This is a genomic window from Pontibacter toksunensis, assembly GCF_042686245.1.
GTDB lineage: Bacteria > Bacteroidota > Bacteroidia > Cytophagales > Hymenobacteraceae > Pontibacter > Pontibacter toksunensis.
In genome coordinates, this window is sequence record NZ_JBHUOX010000023.1 from 52,539 (window position 1) to 75,761 (window position 23,223).

At 45.7% G+C, this 23,223-nt stretch carries 17 protein-coding genes; 6 read left to right on the forward strand and 11 right to left on the reverse strand.

What is annotated here, in order from left to right; genetic code table 11:
• Positions 1-130 precede the first annotated feature (130 nt).
• Both ACFS7Z_RS22030 and ACFS7Z_RS22035 read right to left on the reverse strand, forming a co-directional pair.
• On the reverse strand, positions 131-2,701 hold the full coding sequence (locus ACFS7Z_RS22030; protein ID WP_377489644.1) for a BamA/TamA family outer membrane protein: 2,571 nt from the start codon (positions 2,699-2,701) through the stop codon (positions 131-133).
• 492 nt (positions 2,702-3,193) lie between these two features.
• A complete protein-coding gene (locus tag ACFS7Z_RS22035) occupies positions 3,194-4,021 on the reverse strand; it encodes a helix-turn-helix domain-containing protein (RefSeq protein WP_377489647.1) in 828 nt (275 codons plus the stop codon).
• Positions 4,022-4,485: 464 nt separating this feature from the next.
• On the opposite strand from ACFS7Z_RS22035, the gene ACFS7Z_RS22040 reads away from it, so the two are divergent.
• Positions 4,486-4,875, forward strand: coding sequence for an STAS domain-containing protein (locus ACFS7Z_RS22040; protein WP_377489650.1), 390 nt, complete (start codon positions 4,486-4,488; stop codon positions 4,873-4,875).
• Positions 4,876-5,344: 469 nt separating this feature from the next.
• Entirely contained in the window at positions 5,345-6,532 is a 1,188-nt protein-coding gene (locus ACFS7Z_RS22045; protein ID WP_377489653.1) for a glucuronyl esterase domain-containing protein, read from the forward strand.
• Between the two features lie 64 nt (positions 6,533-6,596).
• Here ACFS7Z_RS22045 and ACFS7Z_RS22050 read toward each other — a convergent pair whose 3' ends face one another.
• Positions 6,597-8,810, reverse strand: coding sequence for an acylase (locus tag ACFS7Z_RS22050; protein WP_377489656.1), 2,214 nt, complete (start codon positions 8,808-8,810; stop codon positions 6,597-6,599).
• 190 nt (positions 8,811-9,000) lie between these two features.
• Here ACFS7Z_RS22050 and ACFS7Z_RS22055 point away from each other — a divergent pair, with 190 nt between their 5' ends.
• Positions 9,001-10,881, forward strand: coding sequence for a gamma-glutamyltransferase family protein (locus ACFS7Z_RS22055; protein WP_377489659.1), 1,881 nt, complete (start codon positions 9,001-9,003; stop codon positions 10,879-10,881).
• Between the two features lie 193 nt (positions 10,882-11,074).
• Here the strand turns inward: ACFS7Z_RS22055 and ACFS7Z_RS22060 are convergent, their stop codons facing one another.
• The 6 genes from ACFS7Z_RS22060 to ACFS7Z_RS22085 all read right to left on the reverse strand — a co-directional run bounded on the left by ACFS7Z_RS22060 (position 11,075) and on the right by ACFS7Z_RS22085 (position 17,413).
• Positions 11,075-11,833, reverse strand: a complete 759-nt coding sequence (locus ACFS7Z_RS22060) for a DUF4382 domain-containing protein (RefSeq protein ID WP_377489662.1) — start codon at positions 11,831-11,833, stop codon at positions 11,075-11,077.
• A gap of 257 nt (positions 11,834-12,090) precedes the next feature.
• Positions 12,091-13,404 carry a sensor histidine kinase gene (locus ACFS7Z_RS22065; RefSeq protein ID WP_377489665.1) on the reverse strand — a complete coding sequence of 438 codons (1,314 nt, stop codon included), beginning with the start codon at positions 13,402-13,404 and terminating at the stop codon, positions 12,091-12,093.
• Between the two features lies 1 nt (position 13,405).
• The gene (locus tag ACFS7Z_RS22070) at positions 13,406-14,080 is read right to left on the reverse strand and encodes a response regulator transcription factor (protein ID WP_377489668.1); all 675 of its coding nucleotides are present in this window, start codon (positions 14,078-14,080) and stop codon (positions 13,406-13,408) included.
• A 21-nt stretch (positions 14,081-14,101) separates the two neighbouring features.
• Positions 14,102-15,022, reverse strand: coding sequence for a hypothetical protein (locus ACFS7Z_RS22075; protein WP_377489671.1), 921 nt, complete (start codon positions 15,020-15,022; stop codon positions 14,102-14,104).
• A gap of 64 nt (positions 15,023-15,086) precedes the next feature.
• Entirely contained in the window at positions 15,087-15,887 is an 801-nt protein-coding gene (locus ACFS7Z_RS22080; protein WP_377489674.1) for a hypothetical protein, read from the reverse strand.
• A gap of 611 nt (positions 15,888-16,498) precedes the next feature.
• Positions 16,499-17,413 carry a pirin family protein gene (locus tag ACFS7Z_RS22085; protein WP_377489677.1) on the reverse strand — a complete coding sequence of 305 codons (915 nt, stop codon included), beginning with the start codon at positions 17,411-17,413 and terminating at the stop codon, positions 16,499-16,501.
• Between the two features lie 308 nt (positions 17,414-17,721).
• On the opposite strand from ACFS7Z_RS22085, the gene ACFS7Z_RS22090 reads away from it, so the two are divergent.
• Complete coding sequence (locus tag ACFS7Z_RS22090; protein ID WP_377489680.1) at positions 17,722-18,762, forward strand: LLM class flavin-dependent oxidoreductase; 1,041 nt, start codon at positions 17,722-17,724, stop codon at positions 18,760-18,762.
• A 370-nt stretch (positions 18,763-19,132) separates the two neighbouring features.
• On the opposite strand, the gene ACFS7Z_RS22095 is transcribed toward ACFS7Z_RS22090, so the two are convergent.
• A complete protein-coding gene (locus ACFS7Z_RS22095; RefSeq protein WP_377489683.1) occupies positions 19,133-19,264 on the reverse strand; it encodes a hypothetical protein in 132 nt (43 codons plus the stop codon).
• Positions 19,265-19,959: 695 nt separating this feature from the next.
• Here ACFS7Z_RS22095 and ACFS7Z_RS22100 point away from each other — a divergent pair.
• Positions 19,960-20,673: a type 1 glutamine amidotransferase gene (locus ACFS7Z_RS22100; RefSeq protein WP_377489686.1), complete on the forward strand. Its 714-nt coding sequence runs from the start codon at positions 19,960-19,962 to the stop codon at positions 20,671-20,673.
• Positions 20,674-20,718: 45 nt separating this feature from the next.
• On the opposite strand, the gene ACFS7Z_RS22105 is transcribed toward ACFS7Z_RS22100, so the two are convergent.
• Positions 20,719-22,170 (reverse strand): M20/M25/M40 family metallo-hydrolase, encoded by a 1,452-nt coding sequence (locus ACFS7Z_RS22105; RefSeq protein WP_377489689.1) that lies wholly within the window; start codon positions 22,168-22,170, stop codon positions 20,719-20,721.
• Between the two features lie 612 nt (positions 22,171-22,782).
• Here ACFS7Z_RS22105 and ACFS7Z_RS22110 point away from each other — a divergent pair.
• Positions 22,783-23,169 carry an ester cyclase gene (locus ACFS7Z_RS22110; RefSeq protein WP_377489692.1) on the forward strand — a complete coding sequence of 129 codons (387 nt, stop codon included), beginning with the start codon at positions 22,783-22,785 and terminating at the stop codon, positions 23,167-23,169.
• Positions 23,170-23,223: the final 54 nt, after the last annotated feature.

Below are 23,223 nucleotides of genomic sequence, written 5' to 3' on the forward strand. Positions count from 1 at the left end.
GTAATCTTCCTCGTCAAACATTCCTTATACCAAAACCAATTGAATCGTACGCATACATGCTGCTGTTCCGGAAACGTAGCAGGAAAAGCCTCATATCCTTTGGGTGAAGAACGTAATTGCAAAGCAACCATTAGAAATTGAAACCCACTGAAATATAAGGCAATGTGCTTTCTTTAGAAAAACCGAGAAGCCCCTGTATCAGAATCGATTTGCCGGGTATCAAATAAAAACCGCCCCCATACCCATTATGCCACTCGTTTGATGATTCACCTTCAGCCCATACCCTGCCCACATCGTTAAACCCGATTAACCCAACTGAACCAGGAAACAAATAGGAGTTAAAGTCAAAAAGCTTCAGGCGGAGATCGAGGTTATGATAGGCCATACTTTCACCTGCAAATCTGAAATTACGGTATCCGCGCAGGTTCCTGTTGCCTCCCAGGTACAGCTGCTGAAAAAAAGCTGGTGCGCCAACAGTCGTTCCAGCCCCAATACGGTTGATAATGGTAAAATTCGAGCTGCTTCCAGGGCTAATGTACAAGATGAAATCAGAAGCAATTTGACTGTATGCGTCTTCCTGGCCGTTCAGTTGTTGTGATACAGTAACATCCGTGTTCCAGAATACACCTTTAGTTGTGAACCAGGTGTCATCGCGGGTATCCAGTTCGAGTTCGCCAACAAGTCCGGCATATATCTTAGTGGAGAATATCTCCTCACCCGGGTTTTGTTCATCATAAGAAATAATAAACCTGCCGCTGTTGTCTGAAGGGTTATTACTGTAAAACTGCCCTGCAATGCCTGCATTTGCTTTCCAGTTTTCTCCTAAAGTACGATGCAGTTTAACCTGCGCATTAATGAAGTCGTAGCGGGTGCGGTAATAGCGCATAGGCTGGTTACCTTCATCAACAAACTGGGTTTCATTCCCTATCCCAAAAAAGTTACTTGTGTTGTTGGGAGCCCGTGCATCCAGTTTTATACTTAAATCATCGTTGCCCAGAAACTCTGAGAAGATGCCTTCATAGCGGGCAAAAAAAGCGTTAGTTGCCAAAGCATGCCCTACCAGAAGTCGGTGCCTGGCAGCAAAAGGCTCTTTCCGGAAGCCATGTTTAATATACAGAAAGCCTGCCCCCAGTAATACGCCGTCATCTAAATTATATCCTGCCGTTACCAAAGGCATGAGAACATTATACTTGAAGGCTTTGTGATTATAGTCATTCACAAGGCTGTCCCTGGAAGTTTTGAGCTTGACAAGCGACTTCCTGGGAAAAGAATTGTCTTTATCAGCCCGATCATAGATGTATAGCTTTTTATTGTTATTGAATTCGTTAGGTACGCTAAACAAATCAGCTTCTCCTCCGCCTATCATTCTTACTTTTATTGGAGAAGTATGGCTACCAATGACAGAAAAAACATCTTTGTCATCTCTGCCATACAACCTGAGCTCTTTTGTAACTTCGGGGTTGAATGTGCGCTGGTAGAGTACCCTGCCCCGGGTACTTTCTTTGTTCAGTTTGTGTAGACTTACCTTAACCCGTCCGTTTTCTTCATACTGCACCTCAAACAGTTCCCGCTTATCTGTCCCGGGAATGTCTACTTCTTCTGCCAGGAAGTGGTAGTACTTTAAGGCTTGCTGCTCCAGGTTGTCCCGACGCGAGACAATTTTTCTATAGATATCTTCCCCCGAAAGCGCATAAATCTTATCCGGCATACGCTGCACCGCCTGCCGGATAAGATCATCTGTGAGTGTTTGCTGCACAAATGCTATCTCTTCCCGCCAATCATTTTCTCCTAAATTCAGGAGAAACCTGCGGTCGAAATAGCGGGCGTTGAAGTTGAAGCCCCTTATATCCCTGATATTTTCATCAAAGCCCTGGAACTTGGGCATGATCCATTTGCGTGATCCGATTTTAGGTATGATGCCTTCGTTTGTGAAAAAAATCTGATCCCGGTCGCGGGGAATTGGCAAGTAGTAATCCCCAATCTTATCTTTAGTTTCAACCCACCTCCACTGGTCTTCGTGGCGGTCCCAGTCTCCCAGAATCATATCGAGCAACCGTGCCCGCAGTACCAGCCGTTGGTTCACACGGTTATCGCTATCTTCCTCCAGTTTCTCCAGTACCGTCTCCGTGTTGTCTGAATCTTTCACATCCAGCAGTTCACGCTCTTCAAAAAGATAAACCTGGTTGGCAAACTCGCTACGGTATTCTCCCAGCGCAGGATCGTCTGGCAGGAACACCACCTCCGGGTTTGCATGCGGCACACCCAGCGCCTCAGCCAAAGGCGGAACAACTAAGGCGCCAAAAGGGTGAGAAGCAGATATCTGATCCTGTACAATGGCTTTGGCTACTGTTTCCCGCAGGCTCTCAGGCAAAGCCAGACCAGGGTCCTTCTGAACTGTTCTCAGTACCCACTCCTTGCCTGCAGCATCCTTTAAACGAAGCGACTTGGTCTGCTGCCCTCCCCCTTTCTGTGTAATGGTCATGCCTCCTTTTTCCTGGCTCAGCCATAACACTCTCATGCTGACAGGAGTTGCCCAAAGGTTGCGGTAGTTATTGCCCAGGAGGAGCATATGCGCTTTGTTTACCTTCTCATAATCAGGAGCAATTGCCAGGGTAATGCTATCAGGCACAGGCGCTGTCTGCGCATAGCTGCCTGCACTGTTTAAAATAATCAGGCTGAAGCAAAAGAATATGAATTTCATAGTACCCTCTCGTTAATCAAATAATATTATCATTAATTCTGTAAAAAGTAAAACTTTATAAGAAATATATTAAGTGCACATTAAAACTGAATCTCAGTTAACGAAGAATGGTGTAGGCGTGGCCAGGGAACATGCAGGTGAAAGAAAAATATAGTTGGAATGATACCAAACCTCATGAACCAGGTTCCATAGTATTGAGTAGTATAAAAGCCTGTCTAAGCTGCCGTGATGAGATTTCATCTAATGGCATCAAACCCACTGTTTCATTGTGTCAGTCTTGGCTCTCCAGGCTGAGAGGCCTCGTCTTGGGGGTAGGCGCTCCACCCAAAGACTGGAAACACTTTCACTTCGTGCCAAAGAAAAGAAGAGACTCGGATTTATGGAAGAAGCTTCATGCGAATTAGATTAGTGTTCAACTTGACTGACCAAGTGATGCATAGAGTGCACAATTGCAGCTAAATACTCCAACATGCCAAAAGTTTACTCCTTTATTTAAAGCTTAGATATGGCCTGCACAAACTGTCCATCGAAGCTCTGATCAATTGCAAAATATTGGTTTGGCGTAAGGCACGTGAACAGTTGGAAGTCTTTAATAAAATGGGCCTGGTCATGAAAACCAAACTTGTAGGTGACGTCGAGCCAGGATGCACCCGGAGAAGAGATTAAATAATTAATAATAGCACGGAAGCGAACAATACGAGCATACTGCTTCGGCGACAGGCCTACCTGCTCAGTAAACTTGCGGTTCAGTGTCCGAACGCTTACGCGCTCCTGTGTTGCCAGTTCTCTTACCTTAACCTGTCCTTGCGTCAGGATGATGCTATGCACCGCCACATCTACCTCATTCAGTCGAAGGGATTGATCCCGGAATAATCGCCGCAGATACTTATCCAGCACAGACAGTTGCCCCATCTGACTTTTTTCAGCATTGAGCTGCTCAGGCAAAAATTTACATGCCGGAAGCAAGTCATCCAGGCGGAGGAAGGAATCGTTGAACACAGCGCCCGACTCACCCATAACCTGTTGTAGTGCAGCCGGCTTTAGCACAACCATGTAGGCCTGGCAGGTGTTTAACTTTATCCACCACGTTTGAGTTGCCTGCCCGCAAAGGTACACGCCCTTCTTGAGTGGGCTGGACTTCTTGAGTTGGAAGTATTGTATATGCTCCTCGTTATCTTCATTCATGATTATCATCAAAGCCGGTACCCCGCGTGGTATAGTGGGTAAGAGTTGGCTATCCTTAAAATTACTATGGCCATACAGGTAGCCGCTCACAAAGGGAGATAAGTCTGAAGGTGCGGGGAAGGCTTGTAGAATCATGGCAAATTCATTTTAAAAATTAATCTCTATAGCATGTGATGCTTATTCTATCAGTTAGTGAAGAGCATTGCAGTGTTAAACAAACTGTTTTACTGGTAACAAACAGATTAAAATGGCCGATTTTTACAATGCAGCAGCACATACTATTAATTACCTTCAGCATAAACTAATTGAAAGGCGGATAATTCAGGTATACTAACACCTGAAATCCTCCTGCTATAACAGTTTTAGCATGTTTCTAAGAAAGGCTGAATCAGAGGGTGCATAAACTGGCTTCCGCCTGGGCTGAAACTAATGATGAGCTTCAGGTATTTTCAGGGACAAGTTATTTAGAGACAGTCTTTTAATACAATGTACTAAAAAACTCGGCCTGTATCTAGCTAGTGACAGAAATTTAAGTTCTAAAAATTAGAATTGCAGGCTGCAGGAGCAAGATAGTTTAAAAACTGGAGGAGAAAGTAGAAATGCCGATAGCAATACAGCAAATAAAGGAATCTAGCCTTGTTCTGATGGAAGGGCGGATTGAAGCTTCTGATTGTTTACTTTTAGAAGATGTTCTGCAAGCAGCTTCATTTTCAAATACTAAATGTATTTGGGTTGACTGCGAGCATATTGTTTCTGTATCTACTGCTGCGCTGCGTGCAATGCTCTCCCTCTCACGCAAGGCAAAGTCAGAAGGTGTCCACCTGTTGTTCTATGAGATGGCTCCATCTGTAAAAAAGGCATTGAAAGAATCAGGGCCGGATGCTGGTTTACACATTGTAGCCTCCATTGCTGATGCGTCTCATTATTGTGAGGGAAAAACCATCCCGGAGTTTATTCCACCCCTTTCAGCAAGAAAAGATAAATTTTAACCCATATCACCATCATAAAATCTATCCTATAGGAGCTAGGTTTCTCTTGCTTTGCTGCTACCTGAGTTCTTCCTGCCTAAAGTCTAAGGTTGAAGCCATCGTTCTGCCTAGTGTGTACTCACAAGCAGTTGTTTCTGCCACGTTATCCTGCTGAAGCAGCACTTGTTGCTCCCTTCAAGTAAAGAGGGGAAGAACGCTACGCCAAACGGAATAAGCCGCTCAAACAAAGCCTGTGGGACAGGAACTATCTTCCTGCATTGTGGCACCATCTCCAGCAGTTGCCTTAGTGTATGAAAGTTTTATCAAGGCTTGATTTATTTAAATATCTAGTTGGTATTGCTGTAAGAGAAAGAAAAGACTAACTTAAACTAAAGCTGTAAGGCTGAATATCTGAGTTACCAGCTTTTATATGTCTCCAGCCGGAGCGAGGTATCAATTGTTGATATCCAATGAACACAAATCAGGACGTATGATAAAAGGTTTAATTGTTTTTCTGGCCTTCTTCCTTTGCTTCACAACGGCACAGGCGCAAAACTACGAGGAATCAAAAGTGCCTGCTTATACTTTGCCGGAGGTGCTTAAGATGGAAGATGGAACTGCTGTCAGAAATAAAGCCTCTTGGGAGAATAAGAGAAGGCCGGAGATTCTGAGGCTATTCGAAGACAACGTGTATGGTCAAATGCCAAAGAAACACGATTCCTTAAGCTTTACAGTAACGAACGAGGTGCCGAATGCAATGGATGGAATGGCACGCTTAAAAGAGGTAACCATTACTGCCTGGAAAGACAAAAAATCAGCCGACATCCATCTTACACTTTTCATACCAACCAAACCCAAAAAACCAGTACCTGCTTTTCTGCTGATTAACAATCGTGACCAAAATAACACGGATCCGACTAGAGCTACTAAAAGCGACTTCTGGCCGGCAGAAATGGTGGTTGACAGTGGCTATGCTGTTGCTGCTTTTCATGTGAGTGATGCGGCACCTGATACAAAAGATAGCTACCAGAACGGCATCCTGCGGCTTTATCCCGAACAACTGAAAGCTGACAACGGAATGAAAGCGATTGGTGCTTGGGCATGGGCAGCCAGCAGGGTGATGGATTATTTTGAAGCAGACAAGGACATAGATGCGCGTAAGGTGGCTCTGGTAGGACATTCACGCGGTGGCAAGGCAGCTTCGTGGGCAGGCGCCCAGGACCAACGCTTTGCTATCGTGATTTCAAATAACTCCGGTAACACTGGAGCAGCACTGTCCAGGAGAAGGTTTGGTGAGACAGTTAAAAAGATCAATGATACGTTTCCGCATTGGTTTAACGACAACTATAAAAAGTATAATGACAATGAAGCTGCCCTGCCCGTGGATCAGCACATGCTTTTATCGCTGATAGCGCCTAGGCCGGTATATGTGACCAGTGCCTCGGAAGATCTGTGGGCCGACCCTAGGGGTTCTTACATTTCCCTGCTACAGGCGCAAAAGGCATATAACCTATACAAAAAGCCTTCCGCGCTTTCCCCTGAGCCACCCGCCATCAACAGCCCCATCATCAACTCTTACTTAGGGTATCACAACAGGGAAGGAAAACACAACCTCACAGCCTATGACTGGCAGAACTTTATACAGTTCGCTGATTATCATTTTACTAAACAGAAATAACTATCCTATCGGGACTCGCCTTGTTTTCCGCGGGAAACTGTAAAAGGTAACGTTCACCCAAAGTCTACTTCTCGCTTCTCTGCTTCTGGCCTGGATGATAGGTGGCTTTGGCTCGTTTCTCCACATCCTCGAGGTAATAGGCAACGTCCTTGAACTTCACGTCCGCATAACGCTGCGCCTGATCATCGAAATGGGGCGAGTCAGGATTGCCGCTTTGCCCGCCGGCAAGAAGGCTTTTTGCCTTTACTTTGTCACCGAATTCCACAACGGCTACAAAACTGTTTCCGGAGGTGCCATACAAACACTTCGTGTCATAAGTGTTTGCACCGTAGGAAGCCAGCGCTCCCCAGTTTCCGGAAGCCATACCTATCGGCAAGCTAGGAAGTGAATCATTGAATGCCTGCTGGATATCGCCGTTTATGCGCTGGTAACGGTTTATTTCTCCCCAAGGGGTGTTCCACTGGCCAAAGTTCTTTTCAAGCTGTTCGATGGTTTGCTGGAAAAGCGCCAGGCGCTCTTTCTCAGGCGAAGCTTTGGCATAATAGTCAAAGCGCTCCATGAGGTTGATTCCTTTCGGGGCGCTGCCGTTTTTTGATGTATTTAGCGCATAGAAATGAGCCAGCGACATGGCCACTGATTCTTTAGACACAGCATAATCCCAGCTCCGCATTACCTTCATCGCCTCCTTCAGCTTCGGGTCCTGCGGGTTTTCGCTCTCATAAGCCTGAATAAGTCCCGGAATCAGCACCTCAAAACCCGGGAGGTAGGGATCATACGCCAATTTTATCAGCTTGTCTAAGGTCAGGTTATCAGCCTTTTTCAGCAGACGAATAGCGTGCACCCCACGGAAATTCTCCGGAGACTGTGACATATACACTGGGTAATCCTCCTGCTTTGGACTATATACTCCGGCACTGGTAAAAGGCGTGGAATTACAGTTCTGAACCCAGCCATTTGGTGGGTTTTCAACAATGATGGTCTCATGTAACGCATGCAAGCCCTGCCAGTCTGTTTTAGGATTGCTTCCGTCAACAGGTTTTGTGTAATCGAAGGTGGTATCGCGTATCGGAAAAAAGTTACCATGGTAGTAGGCAATATTGCCCTCCGCATCGGCATATACTGTACCGTTGGAGGAGTTCGTGCGCATCTGCATCATCTGGTTAAACTCTTCCAGGTTGCTCTTTTTCGTGCGGGTGTATGACTGGATCAAAGCTTCGACAGGTTTCCACATCAGGGCTGTAGCTACCCATTTGTCCCCGTTTTTGTGTGTAATAGGGCCGTGATGCGTCCTGTAGGTGGTGAAGGTTTTCTGCTTTACTGCCCCACCTTCTTTGTAGGACATGGTTACCTCAGAAGTTGCTACCGGCCGCTTTTTGTCACCATACTTGTAGTATAATTTCCCATTTTCCTTCACTATCGTTTCTTCAAACTCATCTATCACATCAGCATAAGCGGACGTATGCATCCAGCCGGTCTTGTCGTTAAAGCCCTGGTAAATAAAAAACTGTCCCCAGGTAACGGCACCGTATGCGTTCAGTCCTTCCTCGCTCACAGCGTGCACTTCTCCACGAAAGAAGAAAGAAGTATGGGGATTTATCAGCAGCATGGCATTTCCGGATGCAGTATGCTCCCCGGATATAGCAAATCCGTTTGAGCCTTTTGGTTCTTCGAGCAGCGCAGGCTTAACCAAGCCGCTACCGTAGCTATTGAGTCCTAGGGATTTGTTGTCTTCGTAAAAAGCCTTTATACTTTTTGTTGAGACACTTTCAATATCACCACCAATAGAGCCTTCACTGAAGTACATCGGCATCCATGGTTCAAAGTGCGTCAGGAGCTTTGGCTTTACCTCAGGGTGGGTATGGAGGTAATAGTTGATACCATCTGCAAAGGCACGGCAAAGCGCTTTCAGCCATTCAGGGCTGCTTTCATAGTTGGCGATGGCTTCTTCCTTTGTCATAAACAACCTTGCCCGAAGGTCGCTGTACAGCATTTCCTCCCCTTCCACCTCTGCCAGCCGGCCGGTTGCCCATAAATAATTCCGTTCTACTCTGTTAAAATCATCCTCACACTGAGCGTACAGGAGCCCGAAAACCGCATCAGCATCTGTTTTCCCATAGACGTGTGGCACGCCAAAATCATCACGGATAATGGTTACGCGGGCGGCCTGTTCCTCCCATTTCTCCACCTCTTTAGCAGTAGAAATTTTCTCGCTTGTAGCACAGGAGAAAAGGAAGGAGACAAAAAGAAATATAGAGGCAGTATGCTTATAGTAGTTCATGGAGTAGCTCTAAAGGAAAACCAATTTAGACAGATTTTTTTGAAATTATACATAATCAAAATTGAGGGCCGAATTGATGTATAGCTCAGGCTTAGCGTAAAGCTGTGCTAAAGGGGGCCAAAGTATGTTACCAGCCAATATTAATTTATCTTGTGTTTTCAAATTAATATAGCTGCATAAATTTACCTGTATGAAACGCTTTCTTACACTACTCTTCTATACAGCCTTTACAGTATGTGCTACAGCGCAACAGACTCAAAAACCTGTTTTGCATGGCAAGCACTGGATGGCCATCACCGGTAAACCATTAGCTGCCACAGCAGGGGCCATGACCTTTCAAAAAGGCGGAAATGCTGTTGATGCAGCCTGTGCCATGCTGGCTGCTACCTGCACCATGTGGGACGTGCTGAGTTGGGGAGGTGAAACACAGGCCCTGATCTATAACCCTAAAACAAAAAAAGTAATTGCTATCAATGCCATGGGCGTTGCGCCAACAGGTGCTACAGCCGAGTTCTTTAAGAGCAAAGGGTATAACTTTCCGCCACAGTATGGCCCGCTGGCCGCCACTACACCGGGTACACCTGGTGGCATTATGTATATGCTGGCGAACTATGGCACCCTCAGTTTAGAGCAAGTATTGGGCCCCGCTATGGAAATGGCAGCCGGGTACCCCATTGAAGCGCAAACAGCCAACAGCATTGAAAAGAACAAAGACCTTATCAAGCAATGGCCTTACAGCAAAAAGGTTTTCCTGACGCATCCCGGGGAAGAAAGAGAAGCACCTGAAGCAGGTGAAATCTTTGTGCAGAAAGACCTGTTGCAGACACTCACAAAAATGGTGGAAGCAGAGAGAGCCGCTCTTAAAAAAGGCAAGAGCCGCAAAGATGCCATCATGGCTGCCTATGATCGCTTTTACACCGGTGATATTGCCAAGGAGTTTGTGCGTGGCTCCAAAGAGCAGGGAGGACTGATCACGATGCAGGACATGGCCAAATGGAAGCCCATTGAAGAGGAGCCCCTGAAGGTCAATTATAAAGGGGTTGATGTTTACAAGTTGCAGCAGTGGACGCAGGGGCCTGTCATGCTGCAGGCTCTGAACTTGCTGGAAAATTTTGATCTGAAGAGCATGGGCCACAACAGCACCAGGTATATCCATACGCTGTACCAGGCCATGAACCTCTCCTTCGCCGACCGGGATTTCTATTATGGCGACTCCTATTTTCCTCCGCAGGAACCGATGAAGGGCTTGCTGAGTAAAGACTATGCTAAACAGAGGGCTTCCCTGATAAAGTATGACAAGAACAATCCGGGTATCGGGCCTGGTGATCCGTACCCGTTTGAGGGAAAAAAGAACCCTTATCTAAAACTCCTGAAAGAGAGAGGGTACGAATTGGATACCACCAAACGCAACTTCGCTCCGACGCATGATAGCCGGAATGGCTCCTCTATGACAGACTACCAGGACATGTTATGGAGAGGCACCACAACGATTGAAGCTGCAGATAAAGAGGGTTGGATATTGTCCATTACTCCGAGCGGTGGCTGGGTACCTGCCACCATCGCCGGTAATACCGGTGTGGGCATGAGCCAGCGCTTGCAAAGCTTTGTTTTAGACCCTGTACTGAATCCGTTTAACGTGGTGGAGCCTGGCAAAAGACCCCGAGTAACGCTAACGCCATCCTTGGCTTTAAAAGATGGCAAACCCTTCCTGTCCTTTGCCGTGCAGGGAGGTGATACCCAGGACCAGAACCTGCTGCAGTTTTTTCTGAACGTAGTGGAATTCGGCATGGATGTACAGCAGGCCGCCGAAGCTGCTAACTTCAACACCAACCAGCTCTGGCTCTCTTTAGGCGGCACAAATACAGATGATCGCAAGCCTAAGCCAGGACACATATTATTGAATGAGAACACACCGGAAGCAGTACGCAATGAGCTGAAAGAGATGGGCTACACGTTGAGCTTTGACGAGCGTACCAGTGGTCCCATCAACGCTATCTACTTTGACTGGAAGCACGGAAGCCTGTGGGGTGGCTCCAGCAACTATGGTGAGGACTATGGCATAGGCTGGTGATACCTTCCTAATTAGTATAGAGCGGCAATTTTGGCTTTAATAATTCGAATTGCGTCATTGTACTCTCACGGTAGGAGGCACATTTGTAGGCGTACTAGGAATGAGTGCAGTTTAGTTTATACCAGTTGCTTTACAAAACAAAAAGAGCTTCTCTGTATGAGAAGCTCTTTTTGTTTTGTAAAGCTAAAAAGAATTATTCAAGTGTTACAGCTCCCAAATCTTTGATCTGATTCTGCGTTACGCTTACGTTTTCTACAGTCTTGTTGTGTGCGTCTCCTTCTGTATAAAACTTAACTGTATAAATACCTGCCGGCACACCTTTCACAAGGAAATCTCCGTTCTCGTTGGCAAAACCACCAATTGTATCGTTAGCAGCAGAAATGACATAAATTCCCGGCTTGTACTCAGCTGGTGTAACCGTTCCTTTTATGCCTCCCGCAACCGCATGGGTAATGGTGCGTACCACCGGCTTCAGGTTGTACTGACCGTTGCCTCTGGCTACTACTGATTTGGCTGCGTCAAAATCCAGCAGCAGGACATACGTTACATCGCTCTCCAGTTCTGCATTTATCTCCAGCTTCACCCCGGACTGCTGCCCGCTAGGCGTTACTAGCGGTGTAACGGTACCATCCTTTAGCTTCAGAGAGTTGTTCTGGCCAAGGATAAGTCTTATCTGGGAGATCTTTCCGGCTGGCAGCGTAGAGTTGGCCAATAGCGTGTCCTTGCCGTTTGCGAAGTCAAGCAGGTTGTAAATACCAGGGTTTATTTCATCCAGTGTTATCCAGCCGGACTCGTCCCCATCAACCTCTTTATGAACCTGCACTGACTGCACATCTACGTTCACTTCCTCATAATCGCCTGGTGCATCTGTCATTCTAACCTCCATTTTAGCAGTACCAGTACTGTCATTGTCACTGTCGCAGGCGCTGAACCATACTAGGCAGCTTAGCATAAGGGGGATAAGGTGTTTTCTTCTCATGATATTTAAGTGTTTAAGTTATATGACAAATATCATACATGAAGATGAAGACAAGATGAAGAAACAATATATTTTAATATTTTGATTTATAAAGTCTCAGGAGGGGCAGTAATTAGAAGACTGGAGAGGAATTAGTAGGGGTTACCGTGAAAGCAATTGAGGTAAATCTTACTTATTTCGTTTCTCCAGAGAATTGCTTTGAAGAATACAATCTCTGATAAAAAATAAAATCAAGCGTTTTTAAACAAAAAGGAGAAACAAGTGCCCTTGCCAGGTTGAGATGTTACAGACAGCAGGATGTTGTGAAACTTTGCAACTGTCTCTACAATGGGCAATCCTAAACCATAGCTCTCTCCGTCCGGTACCTGCAGGCGTTTAAAGCGGTTGAAAATGTTGGGTAGCTGTTCTTCCGGCATTCCCACGCCCGTATCTGTTACGCTTAGAGTATAGCCCCTATCCGTGTTCTGTCCCAGTATAGTTACGGCCCCACCCGGCCTGTTATACTTGATGGCATTGTTCACAACGTTGAAAACCATAGTAAAGAGCAGGGAGTAGTTGGCTTTCCAAGTCATGTCTTCCGTAATGTTCAGGTCCAGGGTCAAACGTTTTGCCACTACTCGCTCTTCAATCTCTTCCGCAACATCCTTCGCTAATGTTTTCATGCTCACCTCCTCATTTTTGAGGTACTGCTCATTCTCGATGCGTGAAATAAGGAGCAAAGCTTGTATAATGCTCTTGAGGCGATAAAGCGTTTTTTGACTCTCCACCAGTTTTACCAGCATTTCCTCAGGCATGGCCGGATCAGTAAGCAGGTTCTCTAGCTTGGTCTGTAAAATAGATACAGGCGTCAGAAGCTCATGCGACACATTCCCGATAAACTCTTTTTCTTTCAGAAACGCCTCCTTTATCTGCACCATCATGCTGTTGATAGTCTCGTTGAGGTATACAAAGTCGGTGGTAGTAGTGCCGAGTTTTCCTGGTTTGAAGGAATCCGGGTGTCCGATGCGCTGCAGGCGCCGGATAATGAGGGTGAGCGGACGCAGAAGAATCTTCACAAAAGCCAGCTCAATAAAGACAGTGAGGAGCACAATAGCCAGAAGAAAATAAAAGGCATACTGTTGCATTGTTTCGCTGGTCTCGCGTATGGTGGAAAGGCTTCGTCCAATCTCCAGCAGGTAAGTGCCTCCTTCTACCTCAAAGGCAAGACTCAGCACACGGTATTCCAGTACCTCGTTTTCAACTTTTCGGTAGCTGTTTTCTATCCTGTTATCTATCTGTGTGGCAGCAATGGGTTCTAAGGAAATAAACTCTTCCTTCAGCAGATTGTAGCTGCCGTACATTTCATCAGATTCATTGCTGATAAACGATTCTATACCCCTTTCCTCGATAATATCAAAAACCTGCTCTTTCTTTTCAAGCAGGCGCTTATCGGTATTATGCAGGGTCACCCGGTGAATAAGAGGCGGCAGCAGGATGACCAGCAACAATAAGATAATTACTTTAGATACCGCACTCGAGAGGGTAAGCTTTAACTGTAGCCTCATGTTAGATGCTTAACCTGTAGCCTACACCCCGCACTGTTTCCAGCCAATCGCTCGGAACATAAGCAGCCAGCTTTTTACGCAGGTTCTTGACATGCACATCAACATAGTTGGAGTCATAGTCATCCTCCAGAATATTTCCCCAGATGTGCTCCGTTAGCTGCAGGCGGGTAAGAATCCTGTTCTTGTGCAGCAGCAGGTAGTGAAGCAAATCAAACTCCTTTTTGGTCAGCGGTATTTCAGATGAATCAAAGCTTACGCGCCTGGCACTGCTGTCAATCTCGATGCCATGCAGTTTCAGTACAGAAGACTTTACATTAAATTTGCGGCGCAGTATGGCCTGCATGCGTACCTGCAGTTCCAAAAGGGAAAACGGTTTCGGGAGATAGTCGTCTGCCCCCCGGCTTAAACCCTCAATGCGATCTTCCACGGCACCGCGGGCGGTCAGAATAATAATAGCTGGCTGGTGCTCCAGTTCTCTCGCCTCGTTTAGTAAATCCAACCCACTATAATCCGGTAAACCCAGGTCAAGCAGTATGAAATCATACCTGTTAACGGCAATTTTCTCAGAAGCCGCCCTGCCTGTGTGGGCCGTGTCACAGCGGTAGTGTTCTTTCGTTAAGAAGTGTTCCAGTTCTGACGCTAAGCTTTTCTCATCCTCTACAATCAGTATATGCATGGGTGCTCGTATAAGTAATAACTAAAAGGTGTAGCTTATGTTAAAAGAGTAGAAAGACTGGGCTTCTGACTCGTCGCCCTCTATCTTGTTAACCGGGATAGAGTACCTGTAAGCGGGCTCTAGCTCAAAGCTTCCAAGGTAAATAACCACAGGTAACTTTAAGTCATAGTTCAGAACATTAAACCTGCTTACAGTCTCCGTTGAGGTGGTGGTTGTGGTTCCACTTTTATTTGTTGCAGGGTCGAAGATGCCTCCAGATACATTGCCTTTGCCGGGCTCACTACTTCCACCACTACCATTCCTTGTAGTGGTATGTGTTTCATAAAAATGCTGTGTACCAGCTGTTATGGTAACCTTGGGATCAATGCCAATGACACGTTTCCCATTCCAGAGTGGGTTAAGCGGAATAAAACGGGAGTTTTCCAGTACTGTGAATACATCCTGGTTATTGCCAAATACATAGCTGGTAGTTAAACCGGTATAAAGTATTCCCCAATCCAAGGCACCCTTAACCGAAAGTACATTAGAGGTTGCAGCCTTCACCAACGGTGTATTTTCCCCAAATATAAAGCGGGAGTAGCTAATGTTCGTCTCCACTAAATCCCGAATCTTGAAGCTATAGCCCAAAGATATATCTGTTTCATCTACATAGCTCTCTGTATCGAACAGCTTATAGGATGTTACAGAAGCCCAAAGCCCCGTACGGTGCAGGTATGTAAAAGAAGCTGCGGCATAAGGGAAGCGCTGCGCCGTGTTCCGGCCAAAAAAAGATAAATTATTAGCTACTTCGGCACCAATTGTCCACCAGCCTATTTTTGCTTTTGCAGTATCTACCCCGGCAGTCGTGTCCACCAAGGCTGACGCCAATGGTTTGGCTGCAATCAGGGCAGGAGCTAAAAGCAGCCACCCAAACAACATAAGGTAGATTCTGAGTTGTTTCATATGCAAAAGCAGCAGCCTGTACCCTATGGCCAGACTGCTGAGTTATTTAAAGTGAGATATTATTTTAATTACGAAGCTTCACTTTGTTGTTCACTTTAACTGCACCACCTACCTGTACTGGGCGTGCAGAGGCTCCATTTGTATTTACTTTCGCAGGCTTGCCTGCTCCGTTTGCGGCCCCTCTTGCTGCTGCACCACCTTCTCTAGCGTTAACTGTACCTGCGGCACGGGCAGCACCTGCAGCACGTGAAGCACCTCCTCTGCGCACAGCTGGTTTCACTTTTGCAGCTTCCGCAGATTTTTCTCCTACCTCCACTTTAGCAGGTTTTTCTTTTTGATTTGTAGTAGCTACTTCTTTTACTTCCTGCCCTTTCTCCTGCCCCTGGGCTTGTGTGCCCTGCGCTACTGCTGCTACCGCGGCACCATGCGCCTCTGCTTTCCTTTCCTGGCCGTTTATTTCAACCTCCGTACGATCAGTTGCTCTATCACTCTCTTCTTTACTGGCTTTTGCCCTGGCAGCTGCCAAAGCCTCTGCCTGCTGAGCAACAGGGGCAGTTTCCTTGCCTTTCTGCTCCGCTCTTTTGCCGTCTGCTATATTGTTGGCTTCTGCCTTTTTTGCTGGTTCGGCACCTGCCTTACTACCCTTATCAACAGGTACTTCACTTCCGCCTTTTGCATCTGCAGCTGTGCTCTTCGCTACTCCTGCCACTGCCTGTCCGTAGTTTACTGCCTTTGATTTGTCTTTTGGCGTTGCAGGCACTTCTGTCTGCGCCTTTTCTTTAACCTTTACTGCAGTAGGGATAGTCTGAGCAAAAGCAACGTTCATTGATAATAATGCTACGGATAGAAAGGTTAATTTTTTCATTGTCCAAAAGTCTTGATGTGTTTATGTACCAAAGCTATATTGTCAAGATGAAGAGAAAATGAAGAAACACTATTCTTAAAACTTTTTTTGGAGAATAAATAAATGGAATTTACCTAAAGAAGAACCGAGGATAACAAAGAAGATCCTGAAGGCAACTATGCCTACACCTGTTACACTTCATTACTAATAAAATGTACTCCTGAAATGAACAAAATACTGGAAGATAAACAGCGTTGAGCAGAGGAGAATTGCACCACAGGCAGCTGTATAATATTGGTGCAAACAGAGTGGCAAAGATTATATCTGGCTGTCGTGCTCATATGCTATACCTGTTGACTTCGTTCGAATAGGTGAATGTATATATAATCATAAATTAATAAAAGCAAACAACTAGATTTTAGCTATTTAATATTAAATTTATGAGATATGTTATACATGACAGTGGTTAAGCATCATTCCTGCATACTTAGAAGTTAAACAACCTAAAAAGCGTATCAGAAATCACAAAAGGTATCTCCATCTACATACAGGCTTCGGTGCATGATATAGCACAATGACGTGCCGGATGCGCTGCTGGTGTAATTCGTGAAAATATGAAATGAAAGTTTTCTTCAGGAGAGAGCCTGTGGTGAAGGACTTCCGGCGGGCCTGGAGTGATCTTCCGGAAGCGGAACAAACTCCTGGTTATCTGAAGGAGGCAACAGTATTCTTCCCTCCTTCCAGTCTGCCTTGGCTTGCTCAATGCGCTCTTTTCTGGACGACACAAAATTCCACCAGATAAACCTTTCGCCCAGCGGTTCGCCTCCTAATAACATCAACGTGGCGATTTCTTTTCCAACAATCACAGGATCTACAACTTTGTTAAAAACCAGCATCTGCCCCGCACTAAAGGTTCTGCCAGAAACCTCAACACTTCCTTTGGCAATATAAATACCCCTCTCTGTATGGCCCATGGGAATCCCAAAACGTGCTCCCTTCTCAAGCAAAACGTGGAGGTAGAATAAGGGAGAGTGCGTATGCACATGGCTTTGCAATCCGAATGCTTCTCCCGCTATCAGCCTCATCCACACCCCGGTATCCGTAAAAATGGGTAACTCCTCTGGTTTGTAATTATCAAAAGATGGAGAAGCTTCCTCATCTTTTTCCGGAAGCGCCACCCAGGTCTGGATCATCTCCAGTTGTCCGCCTGCCAGTGCGGCAGGGTCTTCGAAACGTTCAGAATGAGCGATGCCACTGCCAGCCGTCATCCAGTTAACTTCCCCGGGACGTATCACCTGCTGCACACCCAGGCTATCGCGGTGCGTCACCTGCCCTCCAAATAAATAACTGACGGTGGACAAACCGATGTGTGGGTGGGGCAGCACATCCATAGAGGTAGTTTGCGAAGGCTGTATAGCTACAGGACCAGCATGATCCATAAAAATGAACGGACCCACCATTCTTCGCAGGCGGAAAGGAAGGATTCGGCGCACATCCATTCCGGGGCCAATGGACGCTTTACGGGCTTCTATGACAATATCCAGCATGTTTCTGTTTTTATGACTCCTATTCCTAAAACGTAGAAAACTATTATTTGGAGAACAATAGCTTTAAAGTAGTTATAAGGTATAAATGAAGATTTTAATTTGCTCCATCTAACGCCAACTTCTTAATATGTAGATATCCATCAGAGCAAGGTAAACGGTAAAAAAATGCACTGGTGCGGCAGCTTTTTTAAAGCAGCGATGCGGGAAATATTAGAAAATGATTGCCAAAAGTACAGAGGCATTTGTGTTTGTTCCGTTACACTTTATTGTTAAGTACGTTTTTATCAGAAGAAATACATACACTGCTTATGGAAATAGGAATTACCACCTTCGTTGAAAACACCCCTGATCCTACGACTGGAAAATTGCTTTCGCCCCATGAAAGAATGATGAACCTGATGGAAGAGATAGAACTGTCTGACCAGGTTGGGCTGGATGTCTTTTCGATTGGAGAACACCACCGGCCCGACTTTATCGTTTCTTCTCCCGCAGTAGTATTGGCAGCCGCGGCAGTTAAAACCAAACAGATCAGGCTTTCGAGCGGCGTAACGGTGTTAAGCTCTGATGATCCGGTCCGTGTTTGCCAGGATTTTGCCCATGTGGATTTGCTTTCAAAAGGCAGGGCGGAGATAATGGTTGGTCGCGGCTCTTTTATTGAATCTTTCCCGCTTTTCGGAAATGATCTGAAAGACTATAACTCACTTTTTGCCGAGAAACTGGAGTTGCTGATAGAGCTGAATAAAAGCGAAAAGGTAACATGGGAAGGTACCCACAGGCCTTCCATAGACAACCGGGGCGTTTACCCAAGACCATACCAGGAGGAACTGCCAATATGGGTGGCAGTAGGCGGTACACCCGAATCTGTTGTGCGGGCTGCAACGTATGGCTTACCTATGGCCCTGGCCATTATCGGTGGAATGCCGGAGCGTTTTGTTCCTTTCACAGACCTCTACAAAGAAGCCTATAAGAGCTCCGGGCATGATGCGGCAAAGTTTCAACTGGCCATCAACTCACACGGCTTTATTGCAGATGATTCTCAGAAAGCTGCGGATGAATATTATGGCCCTTACGCCTACGTAATGAGCAAGATTGGGCGCGAGCGGGGATGGTCTACCATGAACAGGGAGCATTATGATATGATGCGCGCAACAGAAGGTTCTTTGCTGGTAGGCAGTCCGCAGCAGGTAATTGATAAAATTTTATGGGAGTATGAGCTTTTTGGCAACACCCGATTCCTGTTGCACATCAGCGTTGGAACATTGCCGCATGCCAAGGTGATGCGATCCATCGAACTATTAGGTACCGTGGTAGCACCGGCAGTCAAGAAAGCTGTGAAAAAGCAGCAGTAAGATTTGTTAAAATTTTAGGCGATTTTACTTTCTGCAAAAAGCGAAGTACAAGAATGCTGCTTATTCAAAAGAAGAGTTACAGGCAATGTTCTAACCTAGCTTCCCTAAATATTTGTCATTCAACTTTTCCATCTTGTAAGGGCTCCTATTCTATCAGAAGCTAAATTCAGTTTGCAGTTATTTGTGAAGGAAGTATAACGAATTAAATTTTTGTGCTTCTACAAAAAAAGCCACTCCTTATAAGATGGAATGTCTTTTCTGTTTTGAATAAATAGCTTCTACTTTGTCAGGTAATACCTCACTTCGTCGATGATATTTCGTTTGTTTCGGTTGAAGATACTGACCCGATAGCGGCTACCCTCATGCGTAATCACCCACGCGCCCAACGGAACATCACGTAAAGCAGAGGCACAGGATTGTGGCGGCGGCTGGTGCCCCGGAGGCTTGCCCGGAAACCATACCTTACACTCCCCCGGAGGAGGCAGATGTCCTCTGGGAACATCTAGCGCGCTAAATGGATAGCTACGGCCGTTTTCCCGCTTGTAATCCCTGTCCCTGTCGTTATCTCTGTCTCTGTCCCTACTCTCCCATTCTCGATCCCGGTCCCTTTCACTATCTCTGTCCCTGTCTCTGTCTTCCCAGTCCCTGTCTCTATCTCTATCTCTATCTCTCTTGTCTCTATCCCTCTCTCTTCTTTCCCAATCCCTGTCTTTTTCGGAGCGTGGATAAGGATACCGATCTTCAGGATAGTCCCGGCCTGGGTAGCGTTTAGAAGAGCAGCTGGTGACAAGCAAGAGGACCAGCAGCGGAAGCAACAAGGTACGTGCGGAATGTTTCATTGTAAAAGTGTTTACGTGAAACTAACGGTAGTTAGCTTAAATGCAGCATCAAAAACCTGCCCAGTTAAGCTAAGTATTCTATTTTGGCGGGCAGAATGACAATTAAACCCAGCTAAACATAGATATTTGCTAGTTGTTTGACAAAAAAACAAGGGGGCATACAACAAAACAGCAGGTATACTCCATACAAAGTATAGCCGTGTGTCACTTGGATTACAGGTCCGGTACATCATAAGATAAAAGCTTCTAACAGCCTTACCTTTAGGACAACTACGCCACTAACATCAAGTGTGCACGCCGCTATAAGCAACCGTTATTACATATAATACGAATCAATACTAAACACTTTAAATAGACCTTGACAAAGCCTTTACACATCCATTGCTTTCAGCATATCCCTTTCGAAACACCTGGCTACATTACCGACTGGGCCGAAGAAAGAAACCACACCATCACTTACACGAGATTTTATGAGGCTGATTATACTATTCCTGAGGTTGAGACTTTTGACTGGCTCCTAGTAATGGGTGGCGCGATGGCTTGCTACGAAGAGGACATCTTCCCGTTTCTGGCGGAGGAGAAAGAGTTTGTCCGGAAATGTATACAGGCAGGCAAAACAGTGATAGGCATTTGCCTGGGCGCACAGCTTTTGGCAGAATGTCTGGGCGCAAAAGTATATCCAAACTCACTCAAAGAAATTGGCTTTTTACCGGTGACTTTTACTACTGCCACTCCTACACATCCCCTGCTCCAAAACTTACCTCCTGTTTTGGACTTATTCCAGTGGCACGGCGACACGTTTGATTTACCGGAGGGAGCAACTTTGCTTGCCACTTCCAAAGCCTGTAAAAACCAGGCGTACATCAAAGGCAAGTGCCTGGGAATGCAGTTTCATTGGGAAGCAGATGAGAACATTATAAGGAGCATGCTGGAGGAAGACAGGCATGAACTGGTACAGGCTCCCTATATACATCCGGAAGAAAAAATACTTTCTGAACTTTCTAAAGTAGATTCTCTCAAACCTTACCTCTTTCAGTTTCTGGACAGCGTGACTAACCCTAATCAGGTATAGCTTCTTAAAATGGTCATGCTGTTTTCATCCATGCAGCTGCCCGAACTACTTTATCTGCATAATAGCGGCAATGGTTTCTATGCCCTCCCACAGGTACTGGATCTTGACGTTTTCATTTTCAGCGTGCTGGTTGTTGTCGTAGTTTACAATCGGAACGGTTATCACATTCGTTTCCAGTATCTCCTCAAAGAGGTATAAAGGCAGACTTCCACCCATAGACGGGATCAGCACCAGGGGCTCTTTGGTAGTGGATTGTACAGCAGCCTGGATGCTTTTCGCAATGGGCAAATCCATGGGGGTGCGTTGGGCATTGTAGCCATGTTTTACTTCCACCTTAATCAGGTTAGGGTATTTGCTTCGCTCTTCTTCTGTTGGCTCGCCCTCTACCACATGAAAGCCTTTGCCTTTTATATGCGCAACAACCTTCTCCACCTGCCTTTTATAGTCGTTGCCCTTTACCAGGCGCAGGTCTAAAACGGCCTCTGCTTTGGTGGGTATGATGTTACTGGCCATTGGCCCCACATTAGCACTTTGTATGCCGTTGATGTTGAGCGTAGGCAACATGATGGCCTCCACAAGTGATCTTTCCGGATTTTCAGGGGCAATCACCCCCAACTCCTTCTTTAGCAAAGCATCCTGGGCCGGTATCTGCGCCAGTGCCTTCTTTTCAGTTTCCGTAAGCGGTGTTACATCATCATAGAAACCTTTGATTAGCACCTGGCCCTGTTCGTCTTTCATAGAAGAGAGCAGTTGCACCAGATTTAATGCAGGATTGGGCGCCCAGTTACCGTAATTGCCGCTATGCAAGGGCCGCTTCGCGCCATAAATAGTCAGGGCCATGTTTACGTCTCCGCGAACTCCATAAACCACTGTTTTTCTTCCTGAAGCATGCCGGGGCGCATCGATAATAATCCAGGCATCGGCCTGCAGCTTTGACTTGTTTTCTTTGAAGATTTCATAAAGATGAATAGAACCTACTTCTTCTTCTCCCTCAAACAGGAACTTGATATTCACCTTCAGGCGCTTACCTGTTTTCACCAGCGCATCATAGGCATTTAATATTGCCATAACGCCTGCTTTATCATCGGCTGCTCCCCTGCCTGCTATGCGCCAGCCAGGATTTATAGCTTCTCCATTCTTGTAAGGTCCTATTATTTTCCCACCACTTTCCAAGGGTGCAGTAATCAGCACTGGCTTAAACGGCTCCAGCCCTTCGGACCATTGCTTTGGGTTCACTGGCTGTCCGTCGTAATGCGCATAAAAGCCGATGGTTTTTTTAGCACCAGGTGTTTTTATCTCTCCGAAAACAGCCGGTGTAACACCCTGAGTCGTCCCTGTCAGTAGCTCTGCTTTGATTCCTCTGCGCAACATCATCTCCTGAATAAAGGCTGCATTCTTAAGGATGTTGAAAGTATCTGTAGAAACATTGGGAATGGAGAGAAATCGGATGTATTCTTCCATCAGTGTCTTATCGTTGTTCCTGATGTACTGCTGCACAGTCTGTGCTTTCAGGGTAGAAAATAAGCAGAGGGTACAAAAGAGCAGACAGATGTGTTTACAGATACTACTATTCATAAGTGTTAAGGTTGATTAAAGGGCTGCAAATATATAGAATGGTGATTCTTGCTAATATACGCTGTACACTGAAATTATTGTCGCTTGCTTAACCTATGCTACTTTGCAAAGCAGTTCCTGTGACTTATCAGAAGGACTAACAGAGTAGCTTAAAGTTTTAGAGACTGCAAAAATTAGCGGATAGCGAGCAACATAATCCACACCAGCCATCATATTGCTATTTTTGATTTGTTTTATTACATTTATTCTGATTCCTTCCAAAGGAGGTGAATCCTGAAATTCCAATAAAGTACACCCGCTCTATTATCAGTTACCTGAGAAATACCGCTTCACCCGAAATTGTACAGAACAAGAAGTATAGAGATTGACTAATCACCCTATAAATTAAGCCTTACTATACTTCGAAGCCTTCAACAACACTACTGGCTTAGCTGCCTGAGAAACTCTTTTGAGCAGCATCTCAAACCGCCCTGATACCACCCTTATAAAACTTGACAAATCTATTTTCAACATAAACTATAAGGAGAAAGAATCATGATGACTACTGAGCAAAGCCGTAAGTTTTTTCAAGAGTATGCCCAGGCCTTAAGCAAGAATAAATCAGAGGCCACACTGGATAAATACATTGCCGATGAGAGACTAATAGAACACATCCATATGTTTGATGCAGCCTTTCCTAACTATCAGCTTATTCCAAAAGATATAGTGGTAGAGGGGAACAAAGTTGCTTTGCGAGCAACTGTCGCGGGCGAACACAAAGGAGAGCTTTTCGGAATAGCGCCAACTGGGCAGAAGGTAAGTGTAGACGGTCTCATCCTTTACGAGTTAGCAAATAACAAGATTGTAAACCACTGGATGCAGTTTGATACCATGTCCATGATGCAGCAGATCAATAGTGTTCCAGCGCCTGCCAGCGAGTAATTGAACCTTGTTTATATATCCATAAACATAGAAAGGTAAGGCAAGTTGTTGCTA

Bases quoted from the DNA above. Each gene is read 5' to 3' on its own strand.
- ACFS7Z_RS22030 (WP_377489644.1), bottom strand. From the start codon at position 2,701: ATGAAATTCATATTCTTTTGCTTCAGCCTGATTATTTTAAACAGTGCA.
- ACFS7Z_RS22035 (WP_377489647.1), bottom strand. From the start codon at position 4,021: ATGATTCTACAAGCCTTCCCCGCACCTTCAGACTTATCTCCCTTTGTG.
- ACFS7Z_RS22040 (WP_377489650.1), top strand. From the start codon at position 4,486: ATGCCGATAGCAATACAGCAAATAAAGGAATCTAGCCTTGTTCTGATG.
- ACFS7Z_RS22045 (WP_377489653.1), top strand. From the start codon at position 5,345: ATGATAAAAGGTTTAATTGTTTTTCTGGCCTTCTTCCTTTGCTTCACA.
- ACFS7Z_RS22050 (WP_377489656.1), bottom strand. From the start codon at position 8,810: ATGAACTACTATAAGCATACTGCCTCTATATTTCTTTTTGTCTCCTTC.
- ACFS7Z_RS22055 (WP_377489659.1), top strand. From the start codon at position 9,001: ATGAAACGCTTTCTTACACTACTCTTCTATACAGCCTTTACAGTATGT.
- ACFS7Z_RS22060 (WP_377489662.1), bottom strand. From the start codon at position 11,833: ATGCTAAGCTGCCTAGTATGGTTCAGCGCCTGCGACAGTGACAATGAC.
- ACFS7Z_RS22065 (WP_377489665.1), bottom strand. From the start codon at position 13,404: ATGAGGCTACAGTTAAAGCTTACCCTCTCGAGTGCGGTATCTAAAGTA.
- ACFS7Z_RS22070 (WP_377489668.1), bottom strand. From the start codon at position 14,080: ATGCATATACTGATTGTAGAGGATGAGAAAAGCTTAGCGTCAGAACTG.
- ACFS7Z_RS22075 (WP_377489671.1), bottom strand. From the start codon at position 15,022: ATGAAACAACTCAGAATCTACCTTATGTTGTTTGGGTGGCTGCTTTTA.
- ACFS7Z_RS22080 (WP_377489674.1), bottom strand. From the start codon at position 15,887: ATGAAAAAATTAACCTTTCTATCCGTAGCATTATTATCAATGAACGTT.
- ACFS7Z_RS22085 (WP_377489677.1), bottom strand. From the start codon at position 17,413: ATGCTGGATATTGTCATAGAAGCCCGTAAAGCGTCCATTGGCCCCGGA.
- ACFS7Z_RS22090 (WP_377489680.1), top strand. From the start codon at position 17,722: ATGGAAATAGGAATTACCACCTTCGTTGAAAACACCCCTGATCCTACG.
- ACFS7Z_RS22095 (WP_377489683.1), bottom strand. From the start codon at position 19,264: ATGTTCCCAGAGGACATCTGCCTCCTCCGGGGGAGTGTAAGGTATGGT.
- ACFS7Z_RS22110 (WP_377489692.1), top strand. From the start codon at position 22,783: ATGATGACTACTGAGCAAAGCCGTAAGTTTTTTCAAGAGTATGCCCAG.